Origin of the sequence: Neobacillus vireti (assembly GCF_036962345.1) — a bacterium.
Taxonomy (GTDB): Bacteria; Bacillota; Bacilli; order Bacillales; family Cytobacillaceae; genus Neobacillus; species Neobacillus vireti_A.
Map to the genome: position 1 here is coordinate 25,212 of NZ_JBALNB010000002.1, position 23,173 is coordinate 48,384.

The window sequence follows — 23,173 nt, forward strand, 5'->3', positions numbered from 1 at the left end:
TGAATTGTAAAATAATTTCCCGGAAAATATCAACTTTTGTCGACTACAAAGAATAAAAAATAGATAAATAGTTTAATAAATGCTGTTGTGCTTCAACCAAACTATCTTTACTTTTCTTTTCTTGAAATGCCTTAACCTTTGTGAGTGAACTTGATAATTCCTCATTCAAGGTTTTAACTTTTTCATGTTTCAGTTCTTTTGTACCTTGATTCAGTTGTTCAGACAAGCTTGTGACTTCTTTACCAGCATCTGATGAAATACTTCCTGAGACCATCGCATTGGAGGTAATCTTTGACAACTGCTGAAAAATCGCTGGTGCAGCTTCTAAAAAACCCTTTTCGCTTTCATTTATATCTGACACCGTCTTTTCAGCAATAGGAATTTGTTTTGAAAACACATCCTCAAACCCATTTGTTTTATACTGTGCTCCTAACCCCTTTGCCGTTTCAATCGAATCGGCAACCCCTAAAAACAAAAACTCTTTATTGTCCATAGTCAGTGTTTGGGCTGGCAATCCCTTCCCTTTTGCTTGACTGGCAGTAGCAGAAGCGGCAGCCTTGGTGGTAAAAGCACCACCTTGGACAATAAACGCAGTTTGGGCTCCTATGACGGCAGAAGTACCCTTCTCACCTTTGTTTTCGGAACCTTGATTCGACCCCTTATCTACCACGACTGGCTCTGTTATAGCCGGTTTACTGTTATCAGTAATGAATAACTGCAGCATTAGGACACCAAAGCTTGTCCCGATCAAAATTGCAAATAGGGCCGTTATCAAAATTGTTTTTAACACCCCACCATTCCGCTTGTTTGAAAAAGTGGAGAATGCAACAGGCTTCTTACCTCCGCTTTTTTTCTGCTTCTGATTCTGGCTGCTAACTATTTTATATGGCTGAATGTCTTGATCGGAAGATTCAGGAATGATCCAGTCAAAACTCTCATCCTCAATAGGTTCCTTGGCAGCGGCAGTTTCTACAAATACATCCTGCTCGTTGAAATCCTCGTCGATTTTTATCACTTTATCTAAAGGACCCGTAGTAGGTTCTTTTTGGATGGGCTCTTCTGAGAATGTTTGCGTTTCTCCGTTTAACTTTATTTTGATGGTATTGCCACGATTCGGCTTGTCCACTAACACGTACTCCTCCCTCTACGATAGCTAATTTCTTCCATCCTAACATACGGACAAAAAAAAATAACAAGACTTTTGTCGTCTTGTTATACAATGCTTTCGTCAAATTAATTGTAACTTCGCGATAGTATTAATTTGCTTGTGTCGTATCTGAAAAAGAGCTTAATGGATTTTTCTTGTTTGCCGGTGCCGGAGCATCGATTTTTGGAAGCTCAGCGATTAGATCATCTAATGTTGGCAGGTAATAAGCAGCAACGGTAAGCGAATACGTTAACGGTGCAACTTCCTGCTCTAAAGAGGTAATTTCTTCTCCGCCGGAATAACTGATAGATTCGACAACTATGATTCGCTCTAAAGATTCAAGAGTTCCAATAAATTTTTCTAAATCCTCATAGGTTGGTGATTCAACACTCAAACTAACAGAAAGCTTTTTTAAACCGTTTGAAACAGCTGGTTCGGTCGCTTGATCAGGTACAGCCGCTTCAGGGTTTTCTGCATTCGTTTGATCGGTGGCTGCAGTAGTTTCTTGGCTTGTAACATTAGGCTGGTCAGTTGGTGTCTCTGTCGTTGCTAATACAACATCCGCGTCTTTAGAAAAGCTCATGGAAGAAATAACACTACTTGAAACCGTTTCAGCTTTTTCTAGGTCTAAGATTAATTGTTCTAAAAGGGGCTTTACTGGTACTTTCTTTTGCAATTCTCGTGTATCTTCAACAACCTTAACAGTATCATCAACTTTCTTCTGTGTAACAACGTCCAAAAGCTTCTGTTCTGTCTTCAATGACTGCTCTCTCATACTTACATCAGATTTCAATGGTGTTAGCTTCATAAATTGTGCAAAGACAATGAGAAGTACTATCAAAAGAGTGCCAGCTAAAAAAATAATTTTGTCAATTTTTGAGAGTCGGAGTTTCAAGATTGTGTCACTCCTTCCTCATCACTTTTCCCAGTCAGTTCTTTGATTTTCACCATATTTAACTTAATCTCAAATTGGCCGATATATCTTGGAAGATAGTGGTCTATTGAATTAAGATTGTTCTCAACTTCAGGTGTAGAGTTTTGATTTGCAGCAGGATCAGCATTCTCTTCATTTGTAGACTCAGTTGCCGTGCTTTCGGCTGCTTCTGGCTCTTGGATTGTAAGCGAATTTAAGGTTGGTTCCCCGACCCATTCTGAATCACCAAGATTATCTAAAAAGTAAGCTGCTTCACGCGCGCTATCAAACTGGACTGTAAGGATAACTGTTCCAGCCTCCGCATAGGCAAAGGACTGAATAAACCCACGTTCTGGTAATAGAGATGTTAAGTGCTGCATAATCGGTATCGTTTGAATCGGATAGGTGTTTGCCCACTCTACAGCATTTTTTAATATACTAACAGACATTTGAGAAGCATTTTTATCAGTGTTTTTTTCTTCCTTAACAGCAATTTCCTTGGTCACTGAAATTTGTTTGTCTAAATTTTGCAATTCAGTTTTGGTAGACTGAATTTGCCAATAGTAAAAAATACCAACAAATAAAATAAGAGCAAGCAGTACAATAAGTAAAATAATATTAAATTTCCTTGGTTCTTTCTGAGGAAGCAGGTTAATTTCTACTAACATTACTGCACCTCTTTCAAGGCAAGACCTAAAGGTAATAATAAACTGGAAGGAACATTCGTTTTGCCTTTTTCCTCTGAAGTTACCATAAGCATTTCTACAGGAACGTCTAATCTATCTATCATTTCATCATAAATGGCTTTTAACATTGGATGATCACCATTTACCAGGAACTTGGTAACGTCTAGTTTCTCATTGCTAAGCGAAAAACGGTAATAATCTACTAATTTATTGATTTCCCTAAATATATCTTCAAAATGAATTACCAATTCTTCCGAAGCCCCAGTAAAGGTAAACTCAACTAAACCTGACAATCCTTGGTTATATTCCCAGTCTTCAATATTGAAAGGCAAGGCAAATTGGCGCATTACCATCGGCACGCTGCCTTCAAAAATACACAGATTGACACTTGTCAAATCAAACTGAACGGTGAATAGAATTTCTTTATCATTACTTTTTTCTAGTTGGTGATAGAGACGATATAGTGATAGTGGCGAAATATCTGCTGCCACTGGATTTAGCTTTAAACTTGTAAATAATTCCGCATATTCCATTACGAACTGCTCCGGTGCAGCAAATAATAGAATATCCTGTGTTTTCCCATTATTCGATAGAAGATGATAATCAAAAACAGGTTCTTCAAATGGTAAGTGAATCGTAGAACCCAGTTCTAAATACAGATATCCTTTTACTTCATCTTCTTGAATATCGGCCGGAATGGAAACCTTTCGAATAATGACCAGCTGATCTGGTACAATGAAGCGAATTGAACGCCCTTTTATCTTCCATTCTTCAACGCATTGTTCTAGAATGTTGCCTAAGGAATCTATGTCAACAATTTTACCGTCAACAATGATACCTGGCGGTAGAAAACGTTCACTCCATTTTTGGGCAGTAGGGGGGTTCGTTTGTTTTAATTCTAAAAAACGAATTGAGTGGTCATTTAGTACCAAGTTGATTATTCTGTTTTTAGCTAAAAAAAGGGAGAATCCCATATCTATTACCCCTTACTTATAATCCTTGATAAAGAAAGTGTAAATATAAATCTATTAAATCTGATCCCCAATAATAAGCGGTCAAAGTCCCAGCCGCAATAAACGGGCCAAATGGAATAGGTTGTTTTCTCTTTACAATATTGAAAAGGAGTGCCAAACCGCCTATTACAGCACCGAACAATGTGGAAAGGAAGAATGATAAAAGTACAATTTTAAATCCTAAAACAAATCCTAGTAGAGCATAAAGCTTCACATCGCCCCCACCCATTCCGCCTTTACTAACAAGGGCAATAATAAGTAGGAGTATAAATCCGGTGCCTGCACCAAGAAGACTGTCCCACCAAGGGGTTAATGGCCAAATAATCCTTTCCAATAAAAAAATCCCTGCAAACCAAATTAAAATTTTATCAGGGATGAGCATATAGTGTATATCTGATACGATGAGAATCATAAACATCGAAATGAGCGTAAGGACAACTACAAGCTCTCCTGACCAACCAATAACAAGCGGTGCTGTTGCAAATAATATTCCAGTAAGTAATTCAAAAACTGGGTATATAGGAGAAATCCGCGACTGACAGCCGCGGCATTTCCCTTTTTGAAGCAAATATGAAATTACTGGTATAAGTTCATAAGGTTTTAATTGGTGCCCACAAGTGCGACAAGCTGAACGAGGAGTAACAATTGATTGCTTTAAAGGTACTCGGAGGCCAACTACATTATAAAAAGAACCTAGAAGAATTCCATATATAAAGAGTAATGAGTATATCAATAGTTACCACTCCAAAAAATTTAATTTGCTACCAATTTTATTATGGTGCTATAGTTACTGCATTGGTAACTGGTTCTTGCTCCCACTCAGCTTCATCATTAAGTGTTTCAAAGGTTGCATCACTAATAGTATAAGTGACAGAACCTGCAGTACCTATTGCGTCAAGTGATAATACACCTGAAGTAACTGTAATAAGTATTGAACTTGTATCTAAAGAAGTATTATCCACAAAATCATCAAGATCTGTATAGTCTATTGAATCATCCTCAGGATTTTGAGTTAAATATAATTTTCCAGCATTCATAATAGCAAGAGCGTCTGTTTTTACCGCATCAACTCTTGAATTTTGAATAATATTTGAAATACTTGGAATTGCAATTGCTGCTAGAATTCCTAAAATAACGATAACTGCTAATAATTCAATCAGGGTAAAACCTTTCTGTTCTTTTGCTTTTAACTTTAAGCTTTTTAACATTATGACTTTCTCTCCTTTTATGGTTCTATGAACCTAGTCTTATTTCTCTATGAGTATACAATAAATGTAATCTAAATAAAAGAGATTTTTAGCGATTTTTGTCCTAATATTTACATCTTTGTAGGTTTATAGATTTATCTAATGTTTTCAAACATCGAAAACATTGGGACCATTATTGACATTACTATAACTCCAACTAGACCAGCTAATACTACTATCATGATAGGCTCAATTAATGATTTAAGTCTATCTGTACTTTGCTCCACTTCTTTTTCGTAGAATTCGGCAATTTTAGACAACATCGCATCTAATGCCCCTGTACCCTCCCCAATTGAGATCATTTGAGTAACTAGTGGCGGAAATGCCCAGTGTGTATTCATCGGTTCAGTCATTGAACGGCCTTTTTCTAGAGAGTCACGTGATTCACGAATTACCTTTGAGATGACCTCGTTTTCAACAACTTTTTCTACTATTGCCATAGCTTGGAGAATTGGTACAGAACTTGAAAATAGTGAACTTAATGTCCTCATCATTCTAGCAAGTGCTGCCTTTTGCATCATGTTACCGAAAATTGGCATTTTTAATACAAAATAATCCAAATAATACTTTGTTTTCTTGTTTTTTTTAAAATACATAATTAACGACACAAATAAGAATATAATTAGAATAATTAGCCACCAAAACTTTTGCATAAACTTACTTGCTGACAAGACAAATTTGGTTATTCCGGGGAGTTCCCCTCCTAAATCAGCAAACATATTAACAAAAGTAGGAACGACTGATACAAGCAGAAAAATAACAGCACCTATGGCAATAAGTCCTATTACAGCAGGATAAGTTAAGGCTGACACAACCTTTTGTCTTGTATCATGCTGCTTTTCAAAATCATCAGCAAGTCTTTCAAGGGTTTCATCTATATTTCCACTAGCTTCTCCAGCTTTAACCATATTGATAAACATGGAATTAAATATTTTCTTATGTTTAGCTATCGCTTCAGAATAGGGATTTCCTTCACGCAGTTCCTGTTCAACTGCAACTAAAGCCTTCTTTAATCCCTTGCTTTCCGTTTGGGCTGCTAGAATACCAGTGGCATCAACGATTGTAACTCCTGCTTTAATTAAGGTCGCAAATTGCCTTAAATAAATGACAAAATGCTGCAGTTTAACAGGATTTCCAAAAGATAAATCCTTTGTCATCAGCGTTTCAGGAACTTCTGTCATTTCAATGACCCTTATTCCCTCTTCCTTTAACTTGGTCATTGCCTCTCTTCGCGAAGCCGCGTTTATCATCCCTGCTTTTTTTCCGCGGCGATCGCGGCCTGAATATTTAAATCTAGCCATCCATCATCATCTTTTCTTGAAGATATTTGGTTGCTGCTTCTTTTTGGATTAAGTTGCGGTCAATTAAATCTCTGATGCTCATTTCTAAGGTGTGCATTCCTTGGGCACGTGATGTTTGCATTGTGCTTTGGATTTGGTGAATTTTTTCAGCTCGGATTAAGTTCGCTATCGCTGGGTTGTTTACCAGGACTTCTGTTGCTGCTTTCCTGCCTTTTTTATCAACAGTAGGAAATAGTCGTTGCGATATTACACCTACTAGAACAGACGCTAACTGAACTCTTATTTGCGGCTGCTGGGCAGGTGGAAATACATCTATAATCCGATTTATCGTTGCTGGTGCACTGGATGTATGAAGTGTTCCCAGTACTAAGTGACCTGTTTCTGCAGCTGTAATCGCGATTCCGATTGTTTCCAAATCTCGCATCTCACCAACGAGAATAATATCTGGATCTTGACGCAGTGCACCCTTTAAGCCATTGGCATACGATTGTGTATCAAAACCAACCTCACGCTGGTCGATAATCGAGCTTCCATGTTTATGCAAATATTCAATTGGGTCTTCTAGGGTAACAATATGCTTACGCATGGTTCTATTAACATAATCAATCATGGATGCAAGGGTTGTCGATTTCCCACTACCTGTCGGACCTGTGACGAGAATTAACCCTTGAGGCTTCTCAACAAGTTCTGAAACGATTTTAGGTAAGTCTAAATCCTCAAGGGTGGGTGTTTTCGAGGCTACAACCCTTAATGCCAACGAAACACTTTTCCTTTGGTGATAAGCATTCACACGGAACCGTGATACACCAGGGAGGCCATATGAGTAATCAAGTTCTCCTTTTTCCTTGAATAGATCATACATATTTTCTGGAATCGTTAATTTGGCAATCTCCTCTGTATCAGGAGGTAGTAAAATATCTTTTCCATACCGCTTTATGTCTCCGTTGATTCGAAAAATTGGTGGAACCCCAACAGTAAAATGGATATCAGATGCTTTAAATTCCAGTGCAGCACGCAGTATATTCTCTAGTTTTTCTTTCATTTTTTATCTCCTACTCCAATATCGCTACGCGTAATATTTCCTCAGTAGTGGTTAACCCTTGTTTTACTTTTAAAAGACCATCATCAATTAAAAAGATTGTTTTATTTTTAATCGCGAGCTCTTTTAAATTTTGAAAGGAGTCGTCATTCATGATGGCTCTACGCATATCATCGTTGATGACAAGGACTTCATGGAGGGCAATTCTCCCCTTATACCCTGTCATATTACACGAAGGACAGCCTTTCCCCCGATTGACTTTTTCAATTTTCAAGCCGCGTCTTGCAAAAATCTCCACTTCCCGCTTAGAAGCTTCCTGGAGCTCTCCACAATCACGACAAACCTTTCGAACTAGACGCTGGGCCACAATTCCGCTTAATGAAGAGGCAATCAAGAACGGTTCAACACCCATATCAACAAGCCTTGTTACGGTTCCCAATGAATCATTTGTATGAATCGTACTTAACACTAAGTGTCCCGTTAAGGAGGCACGAACAGCAATCTCGGCTGTTTCCTTATCACGAATTTCCCCCACCATGATAATGTTGGGATCCTGACGAAGGATGGACCTCAGTCCTGCAGCAAAGGTCATCCCCACATTCGTGTTAACCTGAATTTGGTTGATCCCTTCTAACTGGTACTCAACAGGATCCTCGATGGTGATAATGTTAACCTGCTCGCTATTTAATTTATTAAGTGCTGCATAAAGTGTAGACGATTTTCCAGATCCAGTTGGCCCTGTAATCAACACAATCCCTGTCGGCTGTTCAATCAATTCTGAGAACCGTTTTAAATTAAGTGCATTAAAACCTATTTTATTCAGGTCATTTAAGGCTGCACCCATGTCTAGTATCCGCATAACAATTTTCTCGCCATATACTGTAGGCAATGTCGAAACCCGAAGGTCAATCGGATGGAACTCAAGATTTATTTTAATCCGTCCGTCCTGTGGAATTCTGTGTTCAGTAATATCGAGATTAGACATGATTTTTACTCTGGCCGTTAGAACGCTTTGCATATGACGCGGCAGAACACGTTCAACCCGCAATACCCCATCGACACGATACCTAACCACAACCTTTGTTTCCTGCGGATCAATATGAATATCACTAGCCTTTTGAATAACAGCATTCGTCAGGAGCTGGTTAACAAGTCGGACAATCGGTGAATCTAAATCCGTTACATCTTCATCCCGTCCGCGCTCATTCCCCCCAATTTCATCAAACAGCTCTTCAAAATCTTGATCGACATTGTAATATTTATTGATTGCTCTTAAAATGCCATCTTTTGTCGCAATAACCGTTTCAATTTGAAATCCAGTAGAAAGTCTTAGGTCATCAATCACGATGAAATCCATTGGATCTACCATGGCTACATACAGCTTATTACCTTCTCGTTTTAACGGAATAATTAAATTCCGCTTTGCTGTTTCTTTTGAAATAAGTGAAAAAAGATTGGTATCAAAAGGATATTGAAATAGATTGACACTCGGTATTCCTAGCTGAACTTCGAGAACTTCTGCTAATTGCTGATCGGTAATATACCCTCTTTGTAATAAAGCATCACCAATTTTTTGATTTGGTGCTTTTTCGGATAATGCCGTTTGAAGCTGTTCAGGAGTTAGTAACCCTTCCTCTATTAACAAATCTCCAAGTCTTTTTCGGCCCTGTTTCATTTCTTATCACTTCTTACTTTATTTAGGTTGTTCATTCGGTTTCCCCCATAAGCCATTCTCATCAGCTGCTTGTTCTTCTGCAGGTAATAGCGGTTTTTGAGTTCCGTTTGGATCTGTATTTGCAGCAGGATCGCTGCCTGCAGGCGTTGTAGTGTCTTTTTCTGTTCCTGTTAGTCCATGAATTTCAACACGATAAACAGGCGGATAATAATCCTCAGAAATCTGTTCACTCTTAATCAATTGACTTTCTTGGTATATATCCCGATATACTTTCACAATTTTCCCATCAGCACCTTCTGTTTGTACTTTTATATTTCCAGGCAGGACTAATGGGCTATATTGCTTGATTGTTTTTGGTTTTAATTGTTGCTCGTCCTTTTTGCTTATTTCATAGTCATAAAGAAGCTTTTCACCTCTTAACGTCACAATCAAGTTATTGTTATCTAACCTAAGTTCTATCGTGTACAATGACTCGTTCGGATTAACTATAACCAAATCGGAGCCAGTTGCTGTATTAACCTTTGCTTCCATTCCTAAGGTCGCATAATCAGGGAGTACACTGCCAATATTTCTCTCGGTAATAGTAAAATTGGTTGGCAGGACAGCTTGATAAATACCTGTTGCAAGAACACTTAGGACAGTTGAATTTTCTATTTTTTGAGTTTTAGCAAATTCTAATAGTGAAAAGATAACTTTTTTGTCTAGAAGGATTTGCGGATTTTCATCAATTACTGACTGTAATTCATTCGAAACATCAGTCAACTTAACAATTTCCTCACTAATGACTGCATTCTTTGAAGCTGGGTCATTAATCAAGTAGTCCTTACTGATATTAAATATAAAAGGTCCATTGTTAAACTGTGATGCAGCATTGGATAAATCCGAAGTAAGTTTAGTAAGTTCCAGTTTATTGCTATCAAGCTGAGGAAAGAAAATTTGCATTTGTTCTCCTACCTGTAGCATGTCAATCGTAATAATTGCTTGGTTTTGCTGCCCATCTGTAACCGATGATAAGGTTTGTACTGAATCAAAATGGAATAGATTCGTATCAAAAGGGACGATTAATTCACTGTATTGAAGTTCAAACTTAGTATTCTTCACCCAGTCAACATACTTTTCTTCTAAAACAGAGATGGCTTCACTCTCTGTTTTGCCAGAGATATTAATAGTACCAACAGTTGTTCCTTCAGAGTATTTTCCATCCGCACCCGTGAAATTCTCAAATGCGTTAGCACCAAAATGTGAGAAACTAAAAATAAATGCAGTGCCAAAAAAAAGCACCACGAATAGTTTTAAAAAACGTGAATATTTAGCCAACCAGCTAGCCCCCTCTCTATCTCTTTTCTAATAGTACTTTTTTATCTGAACTTTCATGTTCTAGAGGATCATTGTTACCAGCAGCAGCTTCATTAAATGCGAAAAGAATTTCCAATTCAGCGTCGTCTAATTGGTTTTCTTCTTTATTCTTATTTTCCTTTGCCTCAATCTTTTCAAGGTCAGCCAGCTCAGATAGCCAGTCATCTTCTATAGGTTTTACTTCTTCTTCAGATTCTTCTAAAAGTAAATTTTCAATATCCGCTAAATAACCATCGGAAATTTGCAATTCATCCTTTTCATTAATATCATCTATATTGTCAGTATCACTGTCTTGTAAAAATGAAACTTCTAAACTATCATCTAAACTTTGGTAAGATTCTGGTTCTGAAGAAGACAAAATATCAGAAAGCTTAGACGGTGTAACTACATCGATTTCATCCAACTCTAGCAAATCAAATTCGGATTTCTGTTCTAATTGCTCATTCGTGAATGGAAGGTTAATGTCATCTAGTACCTCTTCTTCAGCTGTAGCTGTCTGATAGATGACATTACCTAAACGACTGTCCAAAATATAGGAAGCAAAAAAAGTTAAAACTAGCAGAAGTAAGATTGTCTGCCATATAGGAAATAATTGAACAGCAGCTAGCCCGCCAAGCGCAATTACAAAAGCCGATAATACCACAGTAAGCTTCCCCTTAGGATTAAAAGCAAGCGGTAAAAAAGATATTATTAACGTAAGAAGCAACATAGCTCCAAAGGCCCATATAATTGTTTGCATACTTAACTCTCCTTCTATTTCCCTCATAAACTACATTTTTTTATTCAATAAATTATATTATTAGTGCAATTTCACTATAAATAGACAATTTTCGCCTATTCATTATTGTATTATATTTCGTCTTAGTTTAAAAGAAGCTGGAAAACTTTTATATTTAAAAAATAAAAAACCACCTTTAATAGGAAAATGGTACCCAAAGGGGACACATTCCATATTTAAAAGTGGTGAAAAATGCGATAGATTCACTATTGAAAAATATAAATTACGTTTCACGAACAGGATTAGGATTCAATGGATCAATGATAAAAGCAGGAAATGGTAAAGCAATATGATCATTTTCAATAAAAGTAATAGTCGAGTTCCCTTTTAAATGCAACGATTCAGCCACAATAGCACCTTCAATAATATTATTACCTCCTATGGTTACAGCTCCTCCAGTAACAAATTTACCTCGGAAGGTACCTCCAGTAAAATCAAATGTCGCATCTTCTGCAAAAATGCTGCAATTGATTCCAGTTGGAGTGGAAGAAGCAGTTACTATTTTCGGAGTGCTTGTAGTTGATTTTTTGAGATAAATACTCAATTTATCCCTATTAGCCGTAATCTCATTAATCACTCCATTATGAAAGGTGAGATTTCCACCAACATAAATAGACAACTTCCCGCCGCCAACAATATTTAATGTGCCACTTACATCTAGGCTATTAACATACAATTCAACATTTTTATTTTCGGCAATATTAATATTTAATGTATTTTTATCATAAATTTTTAAATCATTTAAAACCATTGCATTATTTACAAGCATAGTATCACTTATCGTTAAATTCGAAACGGAATCATTTCCTTGATTTATTGGTAAATCTCCATTATTGTTTCTAACTTGAATATCAATAGGTGTAGTGCCACGGTAGATTCTAACTGTTTCTGGATATTGAAGAGTCGGCGCTGATTTAAATTCCTTTAAATCTAAAGGGATTTTTTCTTCTAAAACCTTAATATTCGAATATGAAATGTTAACAACATCTTTTCCTTGGTTTGGTGCATTAGGTCCTACAATAATCTCCGCACCAATTTGGATACTTCCTGGGTCCTGCAATGTTATTGCATCTTCAGCTGTTGAATTAGTGCCAATAGATCCATTAATTATGGCACTTCCACTATCAACGGTTATCGTGCTATCTACGAAAACAGCCGTTTTGGGAAACGCCATACTCCACCTAAGATTAATCTCTTGTTCCACAGTTCGAGTTCGGTTATCTATAGTTCCCTTTGAAATAATTTTATATTGACCATTTTCCGCATTAACTTCTTGGAGTCTATAATTTGCATTCGGTTGTTCTCCAAATGCCTTCTCAAAGCTAGATAAATTTTGTTCTGCAAAATAATTATTTTCAGTAAATTTCGTTTTCGCAAGGGCATAAAATCCCTCTCGAGTTTTAGAGGCCGTATACGCCTCTTGTACTTTTTTTGTTACTTCACTCATTAACAAATTTGCACCAGATTCAGCAATATAATAGGTTGATTGATGATTACGTTCCCCCGTACTCATCTTAAGGTTTGAAGCTGTTAATCCCATCATAGAAACACCCATTATCGAAACAACAACAACTACCATTAAGACTGCTACTAATGCCATTCCCTGCTCATTATTTTTTGACTTTAAAAATTGGTACCATTTCTTCATTTATCTCACCTATTTTCTAATCGTAATCGTTGTTTTTGGGAGTGTTCCGATTGTTAAGGAAATACTGCGCTCGGAGTTTTTCATTATGGAGAAATTTGGTATACCTGTTATTAAGGGCACACTATTTTTTAACAGATCTTTGCCATCATACAAATATTTATCAGGAGTAGCACTAGTTGCTTTTTTGATTTCAAATTTTGTAGAACTATCAACTTTGACACTTTCCGCTCTTCTGATATCTTTAGTTAAAATATTAGCAGCAAGTCTAACGTCCGATTGTTGCTGTACATCTTTCGTTTGAGATATTGTTTGTTTTTGGCTAAATAAGTGCACAGAATTTACCAAGAGCAGTATCATCGATAGGAGAGCTAAACCAGCCAAAATCTCTACTAAAGTCACACCTTTCTCACTATTTAATATATTTTTTTCTATTATTTTTTCCATTGCACTAACATCTCCATTTGTGCTTCTAGCATGGCTTTTGTATTATCTTTATATACTTTTACCTTAACTTTTACTATTGGGTCTCCTACTGCTGCGGACACCAACTCTAGTGTTATATAATGTTTAGGATTAACCAGTGGTACGTTTTTCTCATAAAAAGCAGTAACTGTCGTTTTGCCTTTTTGTGTGTACCCTGCAGGAGTTGCAAGAGTTGCAAGAGATGTTGAAGCTTTTATCTGGCTATACACTTCTTCCATTTCATTTTCTGCTACATAGGTAGCATCCATTATATTTTTCGAAACATTATTGGAGCGTGCTGTTTGAACAAAAAAGGACAAAAGAGAAACAACGATTATAGACAAGATTACAATTGATGCCAAAATTTCAATTAAAGTCATCCCTTTTTCGTTCATACTCACCACCCCTTTATTTTTATTAATCTATCAAAGTATTTGTATTTATTTGTATTTTTTTGTTCTATTATATCATTTTCAGTTTAGCAGTAAGATATTTACTTTTCAATAGATAGTCATATAGTACCAATTAAAAAAAGGCCACCATAAATGCTAGAAAATAACATTTATGGTCACCTTTTGAATAGTTAACAGGATGAATATTCCGCAACCCGGTTTCTTCCAGCCCTTTTAGCCCCAACATACAGTGCCCGATCCGCATGCCGTACCAAAGCCAACGGTTCTTCTGCATCCTCAGGTGCTGTCGCGACGCCCATCGAAGCCGTAATTTTTATTTGATGCTGCTTAAACTCTAAGGTTTGCTGCAGCGTAAATGGCCAGTTGGCAATAGATTGTCTAATCATTTCTGCCATTTGATAGGCTTCCTCTTTATCAACGTCCGGCAGTAAAACTACAAATTCTTCACCGCCGTACCGAGCGACCGTTCCCCGTGAATCTATCAGACTATTTAATCTGGCAGCCAATTCACATAGAATTTCATTTCCACTTTGGTGCCCGTACGTATCATTGACTGCTTTAAAATGGTCAATATCCAGAATGATTAATGATAATACCTTGCGTTCAAATTGGTACAGTTTATCGAATTCTTCGGTTAATAATTTTTCAAAGTAGCGATAATTATATAATTTCGTTAACGCGCAACGTTCGCTCTGTGATTTTGTTACTTCATAATGCTTTGCATTTTCCATTGCCACCGCAAAATAGGAACATAAGATATCAACGATCATCAACTGAGTTTTTTCGTATGCTCTTTTACGTTTGGAAGCTAACAATACTACACCAATTACCTTTTTATTTTTCCGAATTGGTACGGCTAGAATACTTTCCGCATCAGCAGGAATATTTCCTTTCGAATATCGTTTCCATTGCTTGCCTGTTGCATATAAATGCGCTTTCTCTTTTAACCAAACAAATCCGCTTATTCCTTCATTCTTTTTTAACTTGGGGATGTTCAATGGTAATTCATGATCTCCATCTTGAATACGACGGATTAATTGAAGCTCGTCCTCATTTACGACCTCGAAGATATAGGCATAGTCTACTGGAAGCATTTCGCTTAGCTTTTGAATGAACAGATCAATTACCCCATTTACCTCCAGCCGCTCTGCCATTTGGTGTCCAATTTCAGCAGCCTTTTGTAAATAGGCGTTAATTTTTTCGCTGGCATAATAAAGCTTAAAAATGATGGATAAACTTGCAAACGGAAAAGCTACAATCACAAGCGCTAACAGGTCTACATGGTTATAAAACATATAAAGCACAAAGCCTAGCGGCAAAGTAATAAATGTGGTAACCGTCTCTACGACGAAATCCTTCCCAAAGTAGGATCCCTTACTCTTATAAATAAAGTATAGATTAAAGGAGACGATGACCTGATTAAGGAGGTAACTCACCACTGCATATACTCCTGCAAGCCAAAGGGAATGCGGATCATTTATTAGGCTGGGACCGGTTTGTCCACCAAGAGAGTAATACACGATACCGCTTACGAAAGATACGATAAAAAACATAATCAAGTTTAGTGGGACTCGAAAAATTTGTTCATTTGGAATTCGCAGCCTAAGCAGCAGCAGTATAACAGCTGCCTGTGCAAATACCATTTCAACAAATAGTCCAAAACTTAAAAATGTTGCGAGTGATACCCACTGAATTAAGAAAATAGGGGTATTATTGATCACCATTGGCATAAAGGCAACAACAGATGTTAAGATCAAAAATGCTAGTAAATCTACCCATTTCCCTGAAAAGTGAGGAGGGAAAGTTTGATAAGTAAACCACATTCCTGCTGGAACCAACAAGAGCCAGACAAGAAAAATATTTCGTTTTGTTTTTGCGGCAACTGTCATTCTTACCCCTCCCACCTGAGATTATTTTGAAATCAAGATATATCTATTTTACCAAAAATTCAATAGCCTGTCATAATGAAATCTTATTGTTTTTCAAAAATTCACTTAAATACGGTTTCGCCTCTGAAATAAAATACAAAGATCCTGTAACGACTAGAATTTGTTCGTTCTGTAGAGATTTAATAACCTCAGAAAGATGTGTATCCCATTTGTATGCCATAACTTTATTTTTGGATTTACTTAAAGCAAATAAATCTTCCGCTTGAGCTGCCCGAGGAAAATCAAAGGATACAAAGGAAATTTCATCTGCGATTTGATCCAATTGTGCAATCATTTTGTCCAGCTTTTTATCCTTTAAAGCGGCAAATACAATATGAATACTATTGTTAGAATAACGAGTGGAAAGTTCCTGAACAAGTGCCGAAATACCCTCGTCATTATGGGCACCATCAATAATGACAAGTGGTTGATTGGAAAGGATTTCAAATCTTCCTGGCCAATAGGCTGTCTTTAATCCTGTTCTTATAGCTTCTTCGGTAATAATAAAATTCTCATCTTGATTTATGGACTGAGCTGCCATGACGGCTAAGGCTGCATTTTCAGTTTGGTGCTGGCCAATCATACCAATTTCCAATTGCTCTAAAGTCTGTCCAGCTTGTTTTAGAGTAAAAATCTCTCCATTCGCTTGTGGGCTGTGGGAGGTTACTTTAAAATCCTGATTCAATCTAAAAAGAGCTGCCTGCTTTTTTTCAGCCTGTTCTGTAATGACCTTAATTGCCTCTTCATTTTTCACTGCGGTGAAAGTAGGTATCCCATCTTTGATAATCCCCGCTTTTTCAAAGGCAATTTCTCCGTACGTATAGCCTAGAATATTGGTATGATCCAAACCAATGTTTGTGATGATAGATGCGATTGGCTGAATAATATTCGTAGAATCAAATCTTCCGCCCAAGCCGACTTCATAGATGACAATGTCCACCTGATTTACATTCGCAAAATAATAGAATGACATCGCCGTAATCACTTCAAACTCGGTTGGTCCGCCTAGCTCGGTTTTTTCTAATTCATCCGCAAGGGGACGAATCACATTCGTTAACTCCAGGATTTCTTCGTCAGAGATTGGCCTTCCATTAACAGAAATCCGCTCATTGAATTGTTCAATATATGGTGATGTAAATGTTCCAACGGAGTAGCCTGCCGCTTCAAGAATACAGCGCAGGTAGGTCACCGTTGAACCTTTACCATTTGTACCGCCTATATGTACGGTTTTCATTTTCCGTTCAGGATGACCTAGCTTGTCCATCATCCATTCCATTCGGGCTAGTCCTGGTTTAATCCCAAGTCGTAATCTTCCATGAATCCATTCAAGGGCTTCGCTATATTTTGTAAACATCTATGACACCCCATTTTATTTTTTGAAGGCTGTTATCGTATTGAAAAAGCAACAAAGTTGAGAAAAGAGCCTTTCTAAAAGAAGACGAATCCTATTTTGGACTCGTCTTCACTTCTTATTATAAACCTTTTAGCTCATTAATGCGCGCCTCAACAAGTGCTCGTTTCTCACGATAGTCTTTTTCTTTTGCACGCTCCTCGGCAACAACGCTTTCCGGAGCTTTTTTCATAAAGCCTTCGTTGTTTAGTTTCTTTTCAACTCGCTCTACTTCTTTTGTTAACTTGTCGTATTCTTTTTGTAGACGAGCAATTTCTTCGTCAATGTTAATCAAACCTTCAAGTGGCAGGTAGATTTCCAACCCGGTAATCACAGCTGTCATAGCCTTCTCCGGCGTTTCGAGATTTGTACCCATTTGTAGTTCTTCTGGGTTACAGAATTTTTCAATATAACTCCGGTTCTTTTCAATCGCTTTTAATACGGATTCATCCTTTGCCTTAATAAGCATTTTAATCTTTTTGCTCATTGGCGTGTTAACTTCTGCACGGATATTTCGAACAGATCGAATCATTTCCATTAACATCTTCATTTCCTGTGCTGCTTGTTCATCCGAATAAGCTGTAATTACCTCAGGCCACTTGGCAGTTGTAATGGACTCGCCATTATGTGGAAGGTTCTGCCAGATTTCCTCGGTAATGAATGGCATAAACGGATGTAACAATCTCATCGTCTGATCGAGAACATATGCAAGTATCGAACGTGTTGTTTTCTTTGCAGCTTCATCCTCACCGTATAAAGGAAGCTTTGCCATTTCAATATACCAATCACAGAAATCATCCCAGATAAAGTTGTAAAGGGCGCGACCAGCTTCTCCGAATTCGTAACGCTCTGAAAGCTTCGTAACACTTTCAATCGTTTCGTTTAATTGAGTGAGGATCCATTTATCTGCAACTGATTTTTCACCGCTAAAATCAATCTCTTCATAGGTCATGCCATCCATGTTCATCAAGGCAAAACGAGAAGCATTCCAAATCTTATTAGCAAAATTCCAAGTAGATTCAACTTTTTCAAAGCTAAAACGTAAATCCTGGCCTGGAGAGCCTCCAGTTGAAAGGAAGTAACGTAGGGAATCTGCACCGTATTTTGCGATAACATCCATTGGGTCCACTCCGTTACCAAGAGATTTACTCATCTTACGACCTTGTTCGTCACGAACTAAGCCATGGATTAGTACATCTTTAAATGGCCGGTCACCGGTAAATTCAAGGCTTTGGAAAATCATTCTAGAAACCCAAAAGAAGATGATATCATAGCCGGTTACAAGTACATCTGTTGGGAAGAAGCGCTTGAAGTCCTCTGCCTCTACATTTGGCCAGCCCATTGTGGAAAATGGCCATAGCGCTGAACTAAACCACGTATCCAATACGTCTTTATCCTGTTCCCAATTTTCACTGTCTGCAGGAGCTTCGTGTCCAACATAAACTTCGCCTGTTTCCTTATGATACCAAGCAGGAATTCGATGACCCCACCAAAGCTGTCTTGAAATACACCAGTCGCGGATATTCTCCATCCAGTGCAGGTACGTTTTTTCGAAACGATCAGGTACAAAATTAACTTTGTTTTCTTTATTTTGCAGTGCAATCGCTTCGTCGGCAAGTGGCTGCATTTTAACAAACCATTGTGTGGAAAGGTAAGGCTCAACTACTGCCCCGCTGCGCTCGGAATGTCCAACGGAGTGCAAATGCTCTTCAATTTTAAAAAGAACACCTTGTTCTTGAAGGTCCTTCACAATTTGCTTTCGGCATTCAAAACGATCCAACCCTTTGTATTTTCCGGCTCTGTCGTTCATTGTGCCGTCTTCGTTCATTACAAGAACACGTTCAAGATTATGGCGGTTACCAATTTCAAAATCGTTCGGATCATGTGCTGGAGTAATTTTAACGGCACCAGAACCGAATTCCATATCCACATAATCATCGCCAACAATTTTAATCTCACGGCCAACGATCGGCAGGATAACAGTTTTTCCAATTAAGTGCTTGTAGCGCTCATCTTCTGGATGAACCGCAACCGCTGTATCACCAAGCATGGTTTCCGGACGGGTAGTCGCTACTTCGATATGTCCAGAACCGTCAGCTAACGGATATTTCATATGATAAAAGGCACCTTGTACATCCTTGTAGATAACTTCGATATCAGATAGAGCCGTCTTCGTGGATGGATCCCAGTTTATAATGTATTCGCCGCGGTAGATAAGACCTTTTTTATATAGAGTAACGAATACTTCCCGAACCGCTGCAGATAAACCTTCATCTAGCGTGAAACGCTCACGGCTGTAGTCTAATCCTAGACCTAATTTCGCCCATTGCTGGCGGATATGGGAGGCATACTCTTCCTTCCACTTCCATGTTTCTTCTACGAACTTTTCACGTCCTAAATCGTAACGACTTTTGCCTTCACTGCGGAGCTTTTCTTCAACCTTCGCCTGCGTAGCAATACCAGCGTGGTCCATTCCAGGGAGCCATAGAACATCATACCCTTGCATCCGCTTCATACGTGTAACAATATCTTGTAGTGTTGTATCCCAAGCATGCCCTAAATGAAGCTTTCCGGTAACGTTTGGCGGTGGAATTACGATGGTATAAGGCTGTTTGCCTTCATCATTCTGAGCTTCAAAAAACTTTCCTTTTAACCACCATTCATAACGTCCCTGCTCGATCGCCTGTGGGTCATACTTCGTCGGCATGGTAATTTCTTTTGTTTCCATTTCGTTTTCCTCCTTTTTCCAATCAACAACAAAAAACCCCACTCGTCATAAAAGGACGAATGGAGTTTGCTTCGCGGTACCACCTTTTTTCCAACCCTAAAAAAATTGAGTTGGCGCTTAAATGGATAACGGATTTGATCCGTCTTTAACTAATAAGATTCGTACGTGGAATCCGTTCACTAAAGAAGCTCAAGGGCGACCTTCCGAGTGTCTGCTTAGGAAACCTTTCAGCTAATGGCTTCCCTCTCTTGAAGCAGGGGCACATCGTACTCTTCCCTGTCTATGCTTTTGCTTTTTAATTGATATAGTTATACTACCCAAAAAGTTATCTTGGCGTCAATAATGATAGCCAATTTTTTTATATTATATACCATTTTGAAAAAAACGTTAAGGAATTAGGGGAATTCATTAGACAGGAAGAATATACATAAAAGAAATGCCATTTTGGAGAGGAAGGTATGTATGAAGCGGAGGAAATTTATCACCAAGTATGCCTACACTCCTTGGTATCGAACCATTAGGGGAGTATTCGCGCAGCTGGTACTGCCGTTTACAATTTTTCAATTAATCCGAACCCTGTTTATTCCAACCGTTTTTGATGTTTTATTATTATGCGTTTTTATTGCGATTGCCGTATCGATCTACTTTGAAATAGTTTAAGAGCCCAAAAGCAAAAGTTATTGCTGCTGGGCTCCTTCTTTTGCCTTCTTTTGTTGTTCGTCTATCTCTGTCATCCTCATCACTACATACTCTGAATTCTTTAAATTCCAGTATTTACGCTGCAGCATCCGTACATATTTCAGTTCATTTTTGGGCTTTTCTTTTTTATAATACCGTTCGACTACCTGGATGATGGGAATCGGGTAGGCCAAATAACTATGGAAAAGAAGTTTCTCATCGGCTTTAAAAGGAAAATATTTAAAATAATGGTACACCCAGTCAACTGATTCATCATTCCGTGTTGGCCGCGTGTTAAAGGACCGTGAAAGATATGGCAATAAATCATGAATCGGTGAGCCGAAACGGGCATTTTCAAAGTTAATAAAGTAACCATACCCTTTGTCGTCATAAAGAAAATGCTCGGTTGATAATTTTCCATGGGTAATCACCATTCGTGCTTTTTCTTCTTCCTTTGTTTTTTCATACCATTCCTCAAATTTGGTTTTTGAAAAACGAAGTGCCTGGGTTATTTCGTTATAGTACAAGCAAAACACGAGTTCAAACGGTGACATATACGTCTTTTTTTCACATTCATCAATAAAACCATCAAGAAACTCCTGTTTTTTATCAAGTAATTCGATGGTTTTCTCATAATGCTCTGTCCGCTCCTCTTTATTCACTGTGATTTCTTTAGCAGAGAGCGTGTGGAGCCTTGCTAATTCCCGAAATAGCTGTTGATGTTTATGCTCGCGTTCTCCCTTTACTTCATTGGGCATCCAAGGCATTAAGTAATAGAGAGCCTTATCATGCAGGACTGCATATCTTCCGTCAATGGTTGGATAGATCGGTACAATCCGATTATATCCCTTTTGATAAAGCAGATGAACATGTCGGATAAAATCGGTTCCGGTTGTTGGGACAATTTTCTTTAATGCAAACGTACCCTTATCGGAATAGATTTTTTTTATATTGCCATGTTCTTCAACATAATACGGTTTTACTTGATAGTTGTTTAATATGGGTAGTAGTGGATCCACCAGATTTGATTCACTCATCGGCTTTCAACTGCCTTTCATTAGAAAAGCGTAAGTGCCCTGGTCAGCGGCGTATGGCCTCCTCGAAAAAGCTACCGCTTTTTCTTCGTGCGAAGCCTATGCTGCCGAAGCGTTCCTTGTGGAGCGCTCCAACTGAGATAAAGGAAACACGAAGAGACGGAGGCGCGTTCGTGTTTGACTTATCGTAGGGCGGAGAGCGAAGGACACTAGCCGCTAGGGCGCTGGAGCTAGACAGTAAACTAAGTTCCAAAAACTTTTATTATCTTGTTCTTAAAAAGATGTGAGCAGGTTTAACACCCGCTCACCTTGTATCGTTTAGTTATTTTTTCGCTAATGCAACTGGTACATATAGTACTTGACCCTCGTACACATCTTGATTGAGTTCGAGATTGTTATATCTAAGTAGATTTGGGACAGAAACGTCGTAACGATCGGAAAGACTGTCGAGTGTATCGCCCTTTTGAACAATGCAAACTTTTAATCTAGCTTGATCGGAGCTATCTTCCTTGCGGGCAAAGAACTCCGTGAGTGTCATTGTTTTCTTTTTGCCTGGCTTCTTTTTTGCCTGCTTAGGCGGTTCTTCAGGTGAGGAGGAACTCTCTTCCATCACAGGTTCCTTCTGTTGCGCAGGCTCCTTTGCCACTTCCGCAATTGGTGCTGCAGGAGCTTCTTCCACTTGCTGTTTCACCTCAACCTGCTCGCTTACTTCACTACGGGCAAACTCAAATATGGCAGGCTGCTGAGGTGTTTCTTCCTCTTCTTCCTCTTCAGGTTCCTGATAGGTAAAGGTTGGGAATTTCGGAAAAGCTTCAACCTTTTTCTCTTCCTCTGGCTGCTTTCTGGCTTCTGCTTCAAACAAGAAAGTATCCTCAAATTGATTTTCTTCTAGTTGTGTTTCTTCTTCTTGTTCAGCTTGTTCCGGAGCTTCCACCTGATAACGATGGAGTACTTCAAACTCCTCTTCTTCCACTGCCTCTTCTTCCACTTCCTCATCCTCTTGCTGCAAGGATGAATCGTACAAGCCGCTGATGGTTAATTCTGCGGATAGTTTCAGACAGCTGCGCTCCGGGAGGGCATAATCAAATGACTCGACGATGACGTCGATATCGTAGATACTTTGAATTCGGTTGTTTGGAATGGTAATATCAACAGGAAAACGGTGTGTGAATTCACAGATTCCTTCCTCCTGGGGATCCACTCTTTCTACATACTTTTGGTGTGGTACATTTTCATCATCATTCTCAGCGCTATCTTCGTCATTTCTATATTCCCCTGTTAATTCTAGCGAACCACGTATGGTTACGTATTGATCGTTTTCTTGGATGGTAATATCCGGGTCTAGAGAAATCGACACAAGTTCTGCTACTTCCTGTCCCTTTCTAAACCACAAAGATTCCTCCAAGGAAAATCGCAGGCACGATTGATTCTCTTGAGACAAAGCGACTCCTCCTTTCGTTTCCTTTCACGTAAAATCACTATGTCACTTACACTTTATGAACTAATGCTTTTAAATATGATAAAAATGCCTTTTGATGTAAAAAAGATTAGGGGTAGGGTAGTTTCATTGGATTGGGTATAAAAATTTCTATGGGATATATGATTATTCAAGGGGTCATTCACATAGACCGGAATATTCCTGATCCACTTGCATTGACCGAAAATCTTTCTTTTTCTATGTTTCGGTCACTCCAGACCTCCTGCATTGACCTAAACTTTTCCTTTTTCCATCTCTCG

At 38.3% G+C, this 23,173-nt stretch carries 20 protein-coding genes and 1 other annotated feature; of the genes, 1 reads left to right on the forward strand and 19 read right to left on the reverse strand.

Translation table 11 applies throughout. The annotated features are described in order from the left end of the window. Positions 1 to 43: 43 nt before the first annotated feature. The 17 genes from V7108_RS00685 to V7108_RS00765 form a co-directional block, all read right to left on the reverse strand. Positions 44 to 1,132 (reverse strand): hypothetical protein, encoded by a 1,089-nt coding sequence (locus tag V7108_RS00685; RefSeq protein WP_335567099.1) that lies wholly within the window; start codon positions 1,130 to 1,132, stop codon positions 44 to 46. Positions 1,133 to 1,256: 124 nt separating this feature from the next. Next, a complete protein-coding gene (locus V7108_RS00690) occupies positions 1,257 to 2,042 on the reverse strand; it encodes a pilus assembly protein PilO (protein WP_335567100.1) in 786 nt (261 codons plus the stop codon). Then, positions 2,039 to 2,728: a PilN domain-containing protein gene (locus V7108_RS00695; RefSeq protein ID WP_335511073.1), complete on the reverse strand. Its 690-nt coding sequence runs from the start codon at positions 2,726 to 2,728 to the stop codon at positions 2,039 to 2,041. The genes V7108_RS00690 and V7108_RS00695 overlap by 4 nt, the downstream gene beginning before the upstream one ends. After that, on the reverse strand, positions 2,728 to 3,720 hold the full coding sequence (gene pilM / locus V7108_RS00700) for a type IV pilus biogenesis protein PilM (protein WP_335567101.1): 993 nt from the start codon (positions 3,718 to 3,720) through the stop codon (positions 2,728 to 2,730). The genes V7108_RS00695 and pilM overlap by 1 nt, the downstream gene beginning before the upstream one ends. Positions 3,721 to 3,736: 16 nt before the next feature. Continuing rightward, positions 3,737 to 4,492 carry a prepilin peptidase gene (locus V7108_RS00705; RefSeq protein ID WP_335567102.1) on the reverse strand — a complete coding sequence of 252 codons (756 nt, stop codon included), beginning with the start codon at positions 4,490 to 4,492 and terminating at the stop codon, positions 3,737 to 3,739. Positions 4,493 to 4,532: 40 nt separating this feature from the next. Beyond that, positions 4,533 to 4,967: a type IV pilin protein gene (locus V7108_RS00710; RefSeq protein ID WP_335567103.1), complete on the reverse strand. Its 435-nt coding sequence runs from the start codon at positions 4,965 to 4,967 to the stop codon at positions 4,533 to 4,535. Positions 4,968 to 5,101: 134 nt separating this feature from the next. Next, positions 5,102 to 6,307, reverse strand: coding sequence for a type II secretion system F family protein (locus tag V7108_RS00715; RefSeq protein ID WP_335567104.1), 1,206 nt, complete (start codon positions 6,305 to 6,307; stop codon positions 5,102 to 5,104). Then, positions 6,300 to 7,349 (reverse strand): type IV pilus twitching motility protein PilT, encoded by a 1,050-nt coding sequence (locus tag V7108_RS00720; protein ID WP_335567105.1) that lies wholly within the window; start codon positions 7,347 to 7,349, stop codon positions 6,300 to 6,302. Before V7108_RS00720 ends, V7108_RS00715 begins: the two co-directional genes overlap by 8 nt. 10 nt (positions 7,350 to 7,359) lie before the next feature. Beyond that, the gene (locus V7108_RS00725) at positions 7,360 to 9,021 is read right to left on the reverse strand and encodes a GspE/PulE family protein (protein WP_335567106.1); all 1,662 of its coding nucleotides are present in this window, start codon (positions 9,019 to 9,021) and stop codon (positions 7,360 to 7,362) included. Between the two features lie 18 nt (positions 9,022 to 9,039). Further along, positions 9,040 to 10,338 (reverse strand): VanW family protein, encoded by a 1,299-nt coding sequence (locus V7108_RS00730; protein ID WP_335567107.1) that lies wholly within the window; start codon positions 10,336 to 10,338, stop codon positions 9,040 to 9,042. A 16-nt stretch (positions 10,339 to 10,354) separates the two neighbouring features. Further along, the gene (locus tag V7108_RS00735) at positions 10,355 to 11,116 is read right to left on the reverse strand and encodes a hypothetical protein (protein WP_335567108.1); all 762 of its coding nucleotides are present in this window, start codon (positions 11,114 to 11,116) and stop codon (positions 10,355 to 10,357) included. A 262-nt stretch (positions 11,117 to 11,378) separates the two neighbouring features. Then, a complete protein-coding gene (locus tag V7108_RS00740; RefSeq protein WP_335567109.1) occupies positions 11,379 to 12,803 on the reverse strand; it encodes a PilX N-terminal domain-containing pilus assembly protein in 1,425 nt (474 codons plus the stop codon). Between the two features lie 9 nt (positions 12,804 to 12,812). After that, a complete protein-coding gene (locus V7108_RS00745) occupies positions 12,813 to 13,247 on the reverse strand; it encodes a PilW family protein (RefSeq protein ID WP_335567110.1) in 435 nt (144 codons plus the stop codon). Beyond that, on the reverse strand, positions 13,235 to 13,660 hold the full coding sequence (locus V7108_RS00750) for a type IV pilus modification PilV family protein (RefSeq protein ID WP_335567111.1): 426 nt from the start codon (positions 13,658 to 13,660) through the stop codon (positions 13,235 to 13,237). The genes V7108_RS00745 and V7108_RS00750 overlap by 13 nt, the downstream gene beginning before the upstream one ends. A gap of 188 nt (positions 13,661 to 13,848) precedes the next feature. Then, entirely contained in the window at positions 13,849 to 15,567 is a 1,719-nt protein-coding gene (locus V7108_RS00755) for a sensor domain-containing diguanylate cyclase (RefSeq protein ID WP_335567112.1), read from the reverse strand. A gap of 70 nt (positions 15,568 to 15,637) precedes the next feature. Then, positions 15,638 to 16,960 (reverse strand): bifunctional folylpolyglutamate synthase/dihydrofolate synthase, encoded by a 1,323-nt coding sequence (locus V7108_RS00760; RefSeq protein ID WP_335567113.1) that lies wholly within the window; start codon positions 16,958 to 16,960, stop codon positions 15,638 to 15,640. Positions 16,961 to 17,078: 118 nt separating this feature from the next. Continuing rightward, entirely contained in the window at positions 17,079 to 19,724 is a 2,646-nt protein-coding gene (locus tag V7108_RS00765; RefSeq protein ID WP_335567114.1) for a valine--tRNA ligase, read from the reverse strand. A gap of 48 nt (positions 19,725 to 19,772) precedes the next feature. Next, positions 19,773 to 20,016, reverse strand: a binding site (T-box leader). 170 nt (positions 20,017 to 20,186) lie between these two features. Here V7108_RS00765 and V7108_RS00770 point away from each other — a divergent pair. After that, positions 20,187 to 20,384, forward strand: a complete 198-nt coding sequence (locus tag V7108_RS00770) for a hypothetical protein (protein WP_335510713.1) — start codon at positions 20,187 to 20,189, stop codon at positions 20,382 to 20,384. A 17-nt stretch (positions 20,385 to 20,401) separates the two neighbouring features. On the opposite strand, the gene ysxE is transcribed toward V7108_RS00770, so the two are convergent. Both ysxE and spoVID read right to left on the reverse strand, forming a co-directional pair. Then, the gene (ysxE, locus tag V7108_RS00775; RefSeq protein ID WP_335567115.1) at positions 20,402 to 21,439 is read right to left on the reverse strand and encodes a spore coat protein YsxE; all 1,038 of its coding nucleotides are present in this window, start codon (positions 21,437 to 21,439) and stop codon (positions 20,402 to 20,404) included. 319 nt (positions 21,440 to 21,758) lie between these two features. Further along, on the reverse strand, positions 21,759 to 22,877 hold the full coding sequence (gene spoVID, locus V7108_RS00780; RefSeq protein WP_335567116.1) for a stage VI sporulation protein D: 1,119 nt from the start codon (positions 22,875 to 22,877) through the stop codon (positions 21,759 to 21,761). Between the last annotated feature and the right edge of the window lie 296 nt (positions 22,878 to 23,173).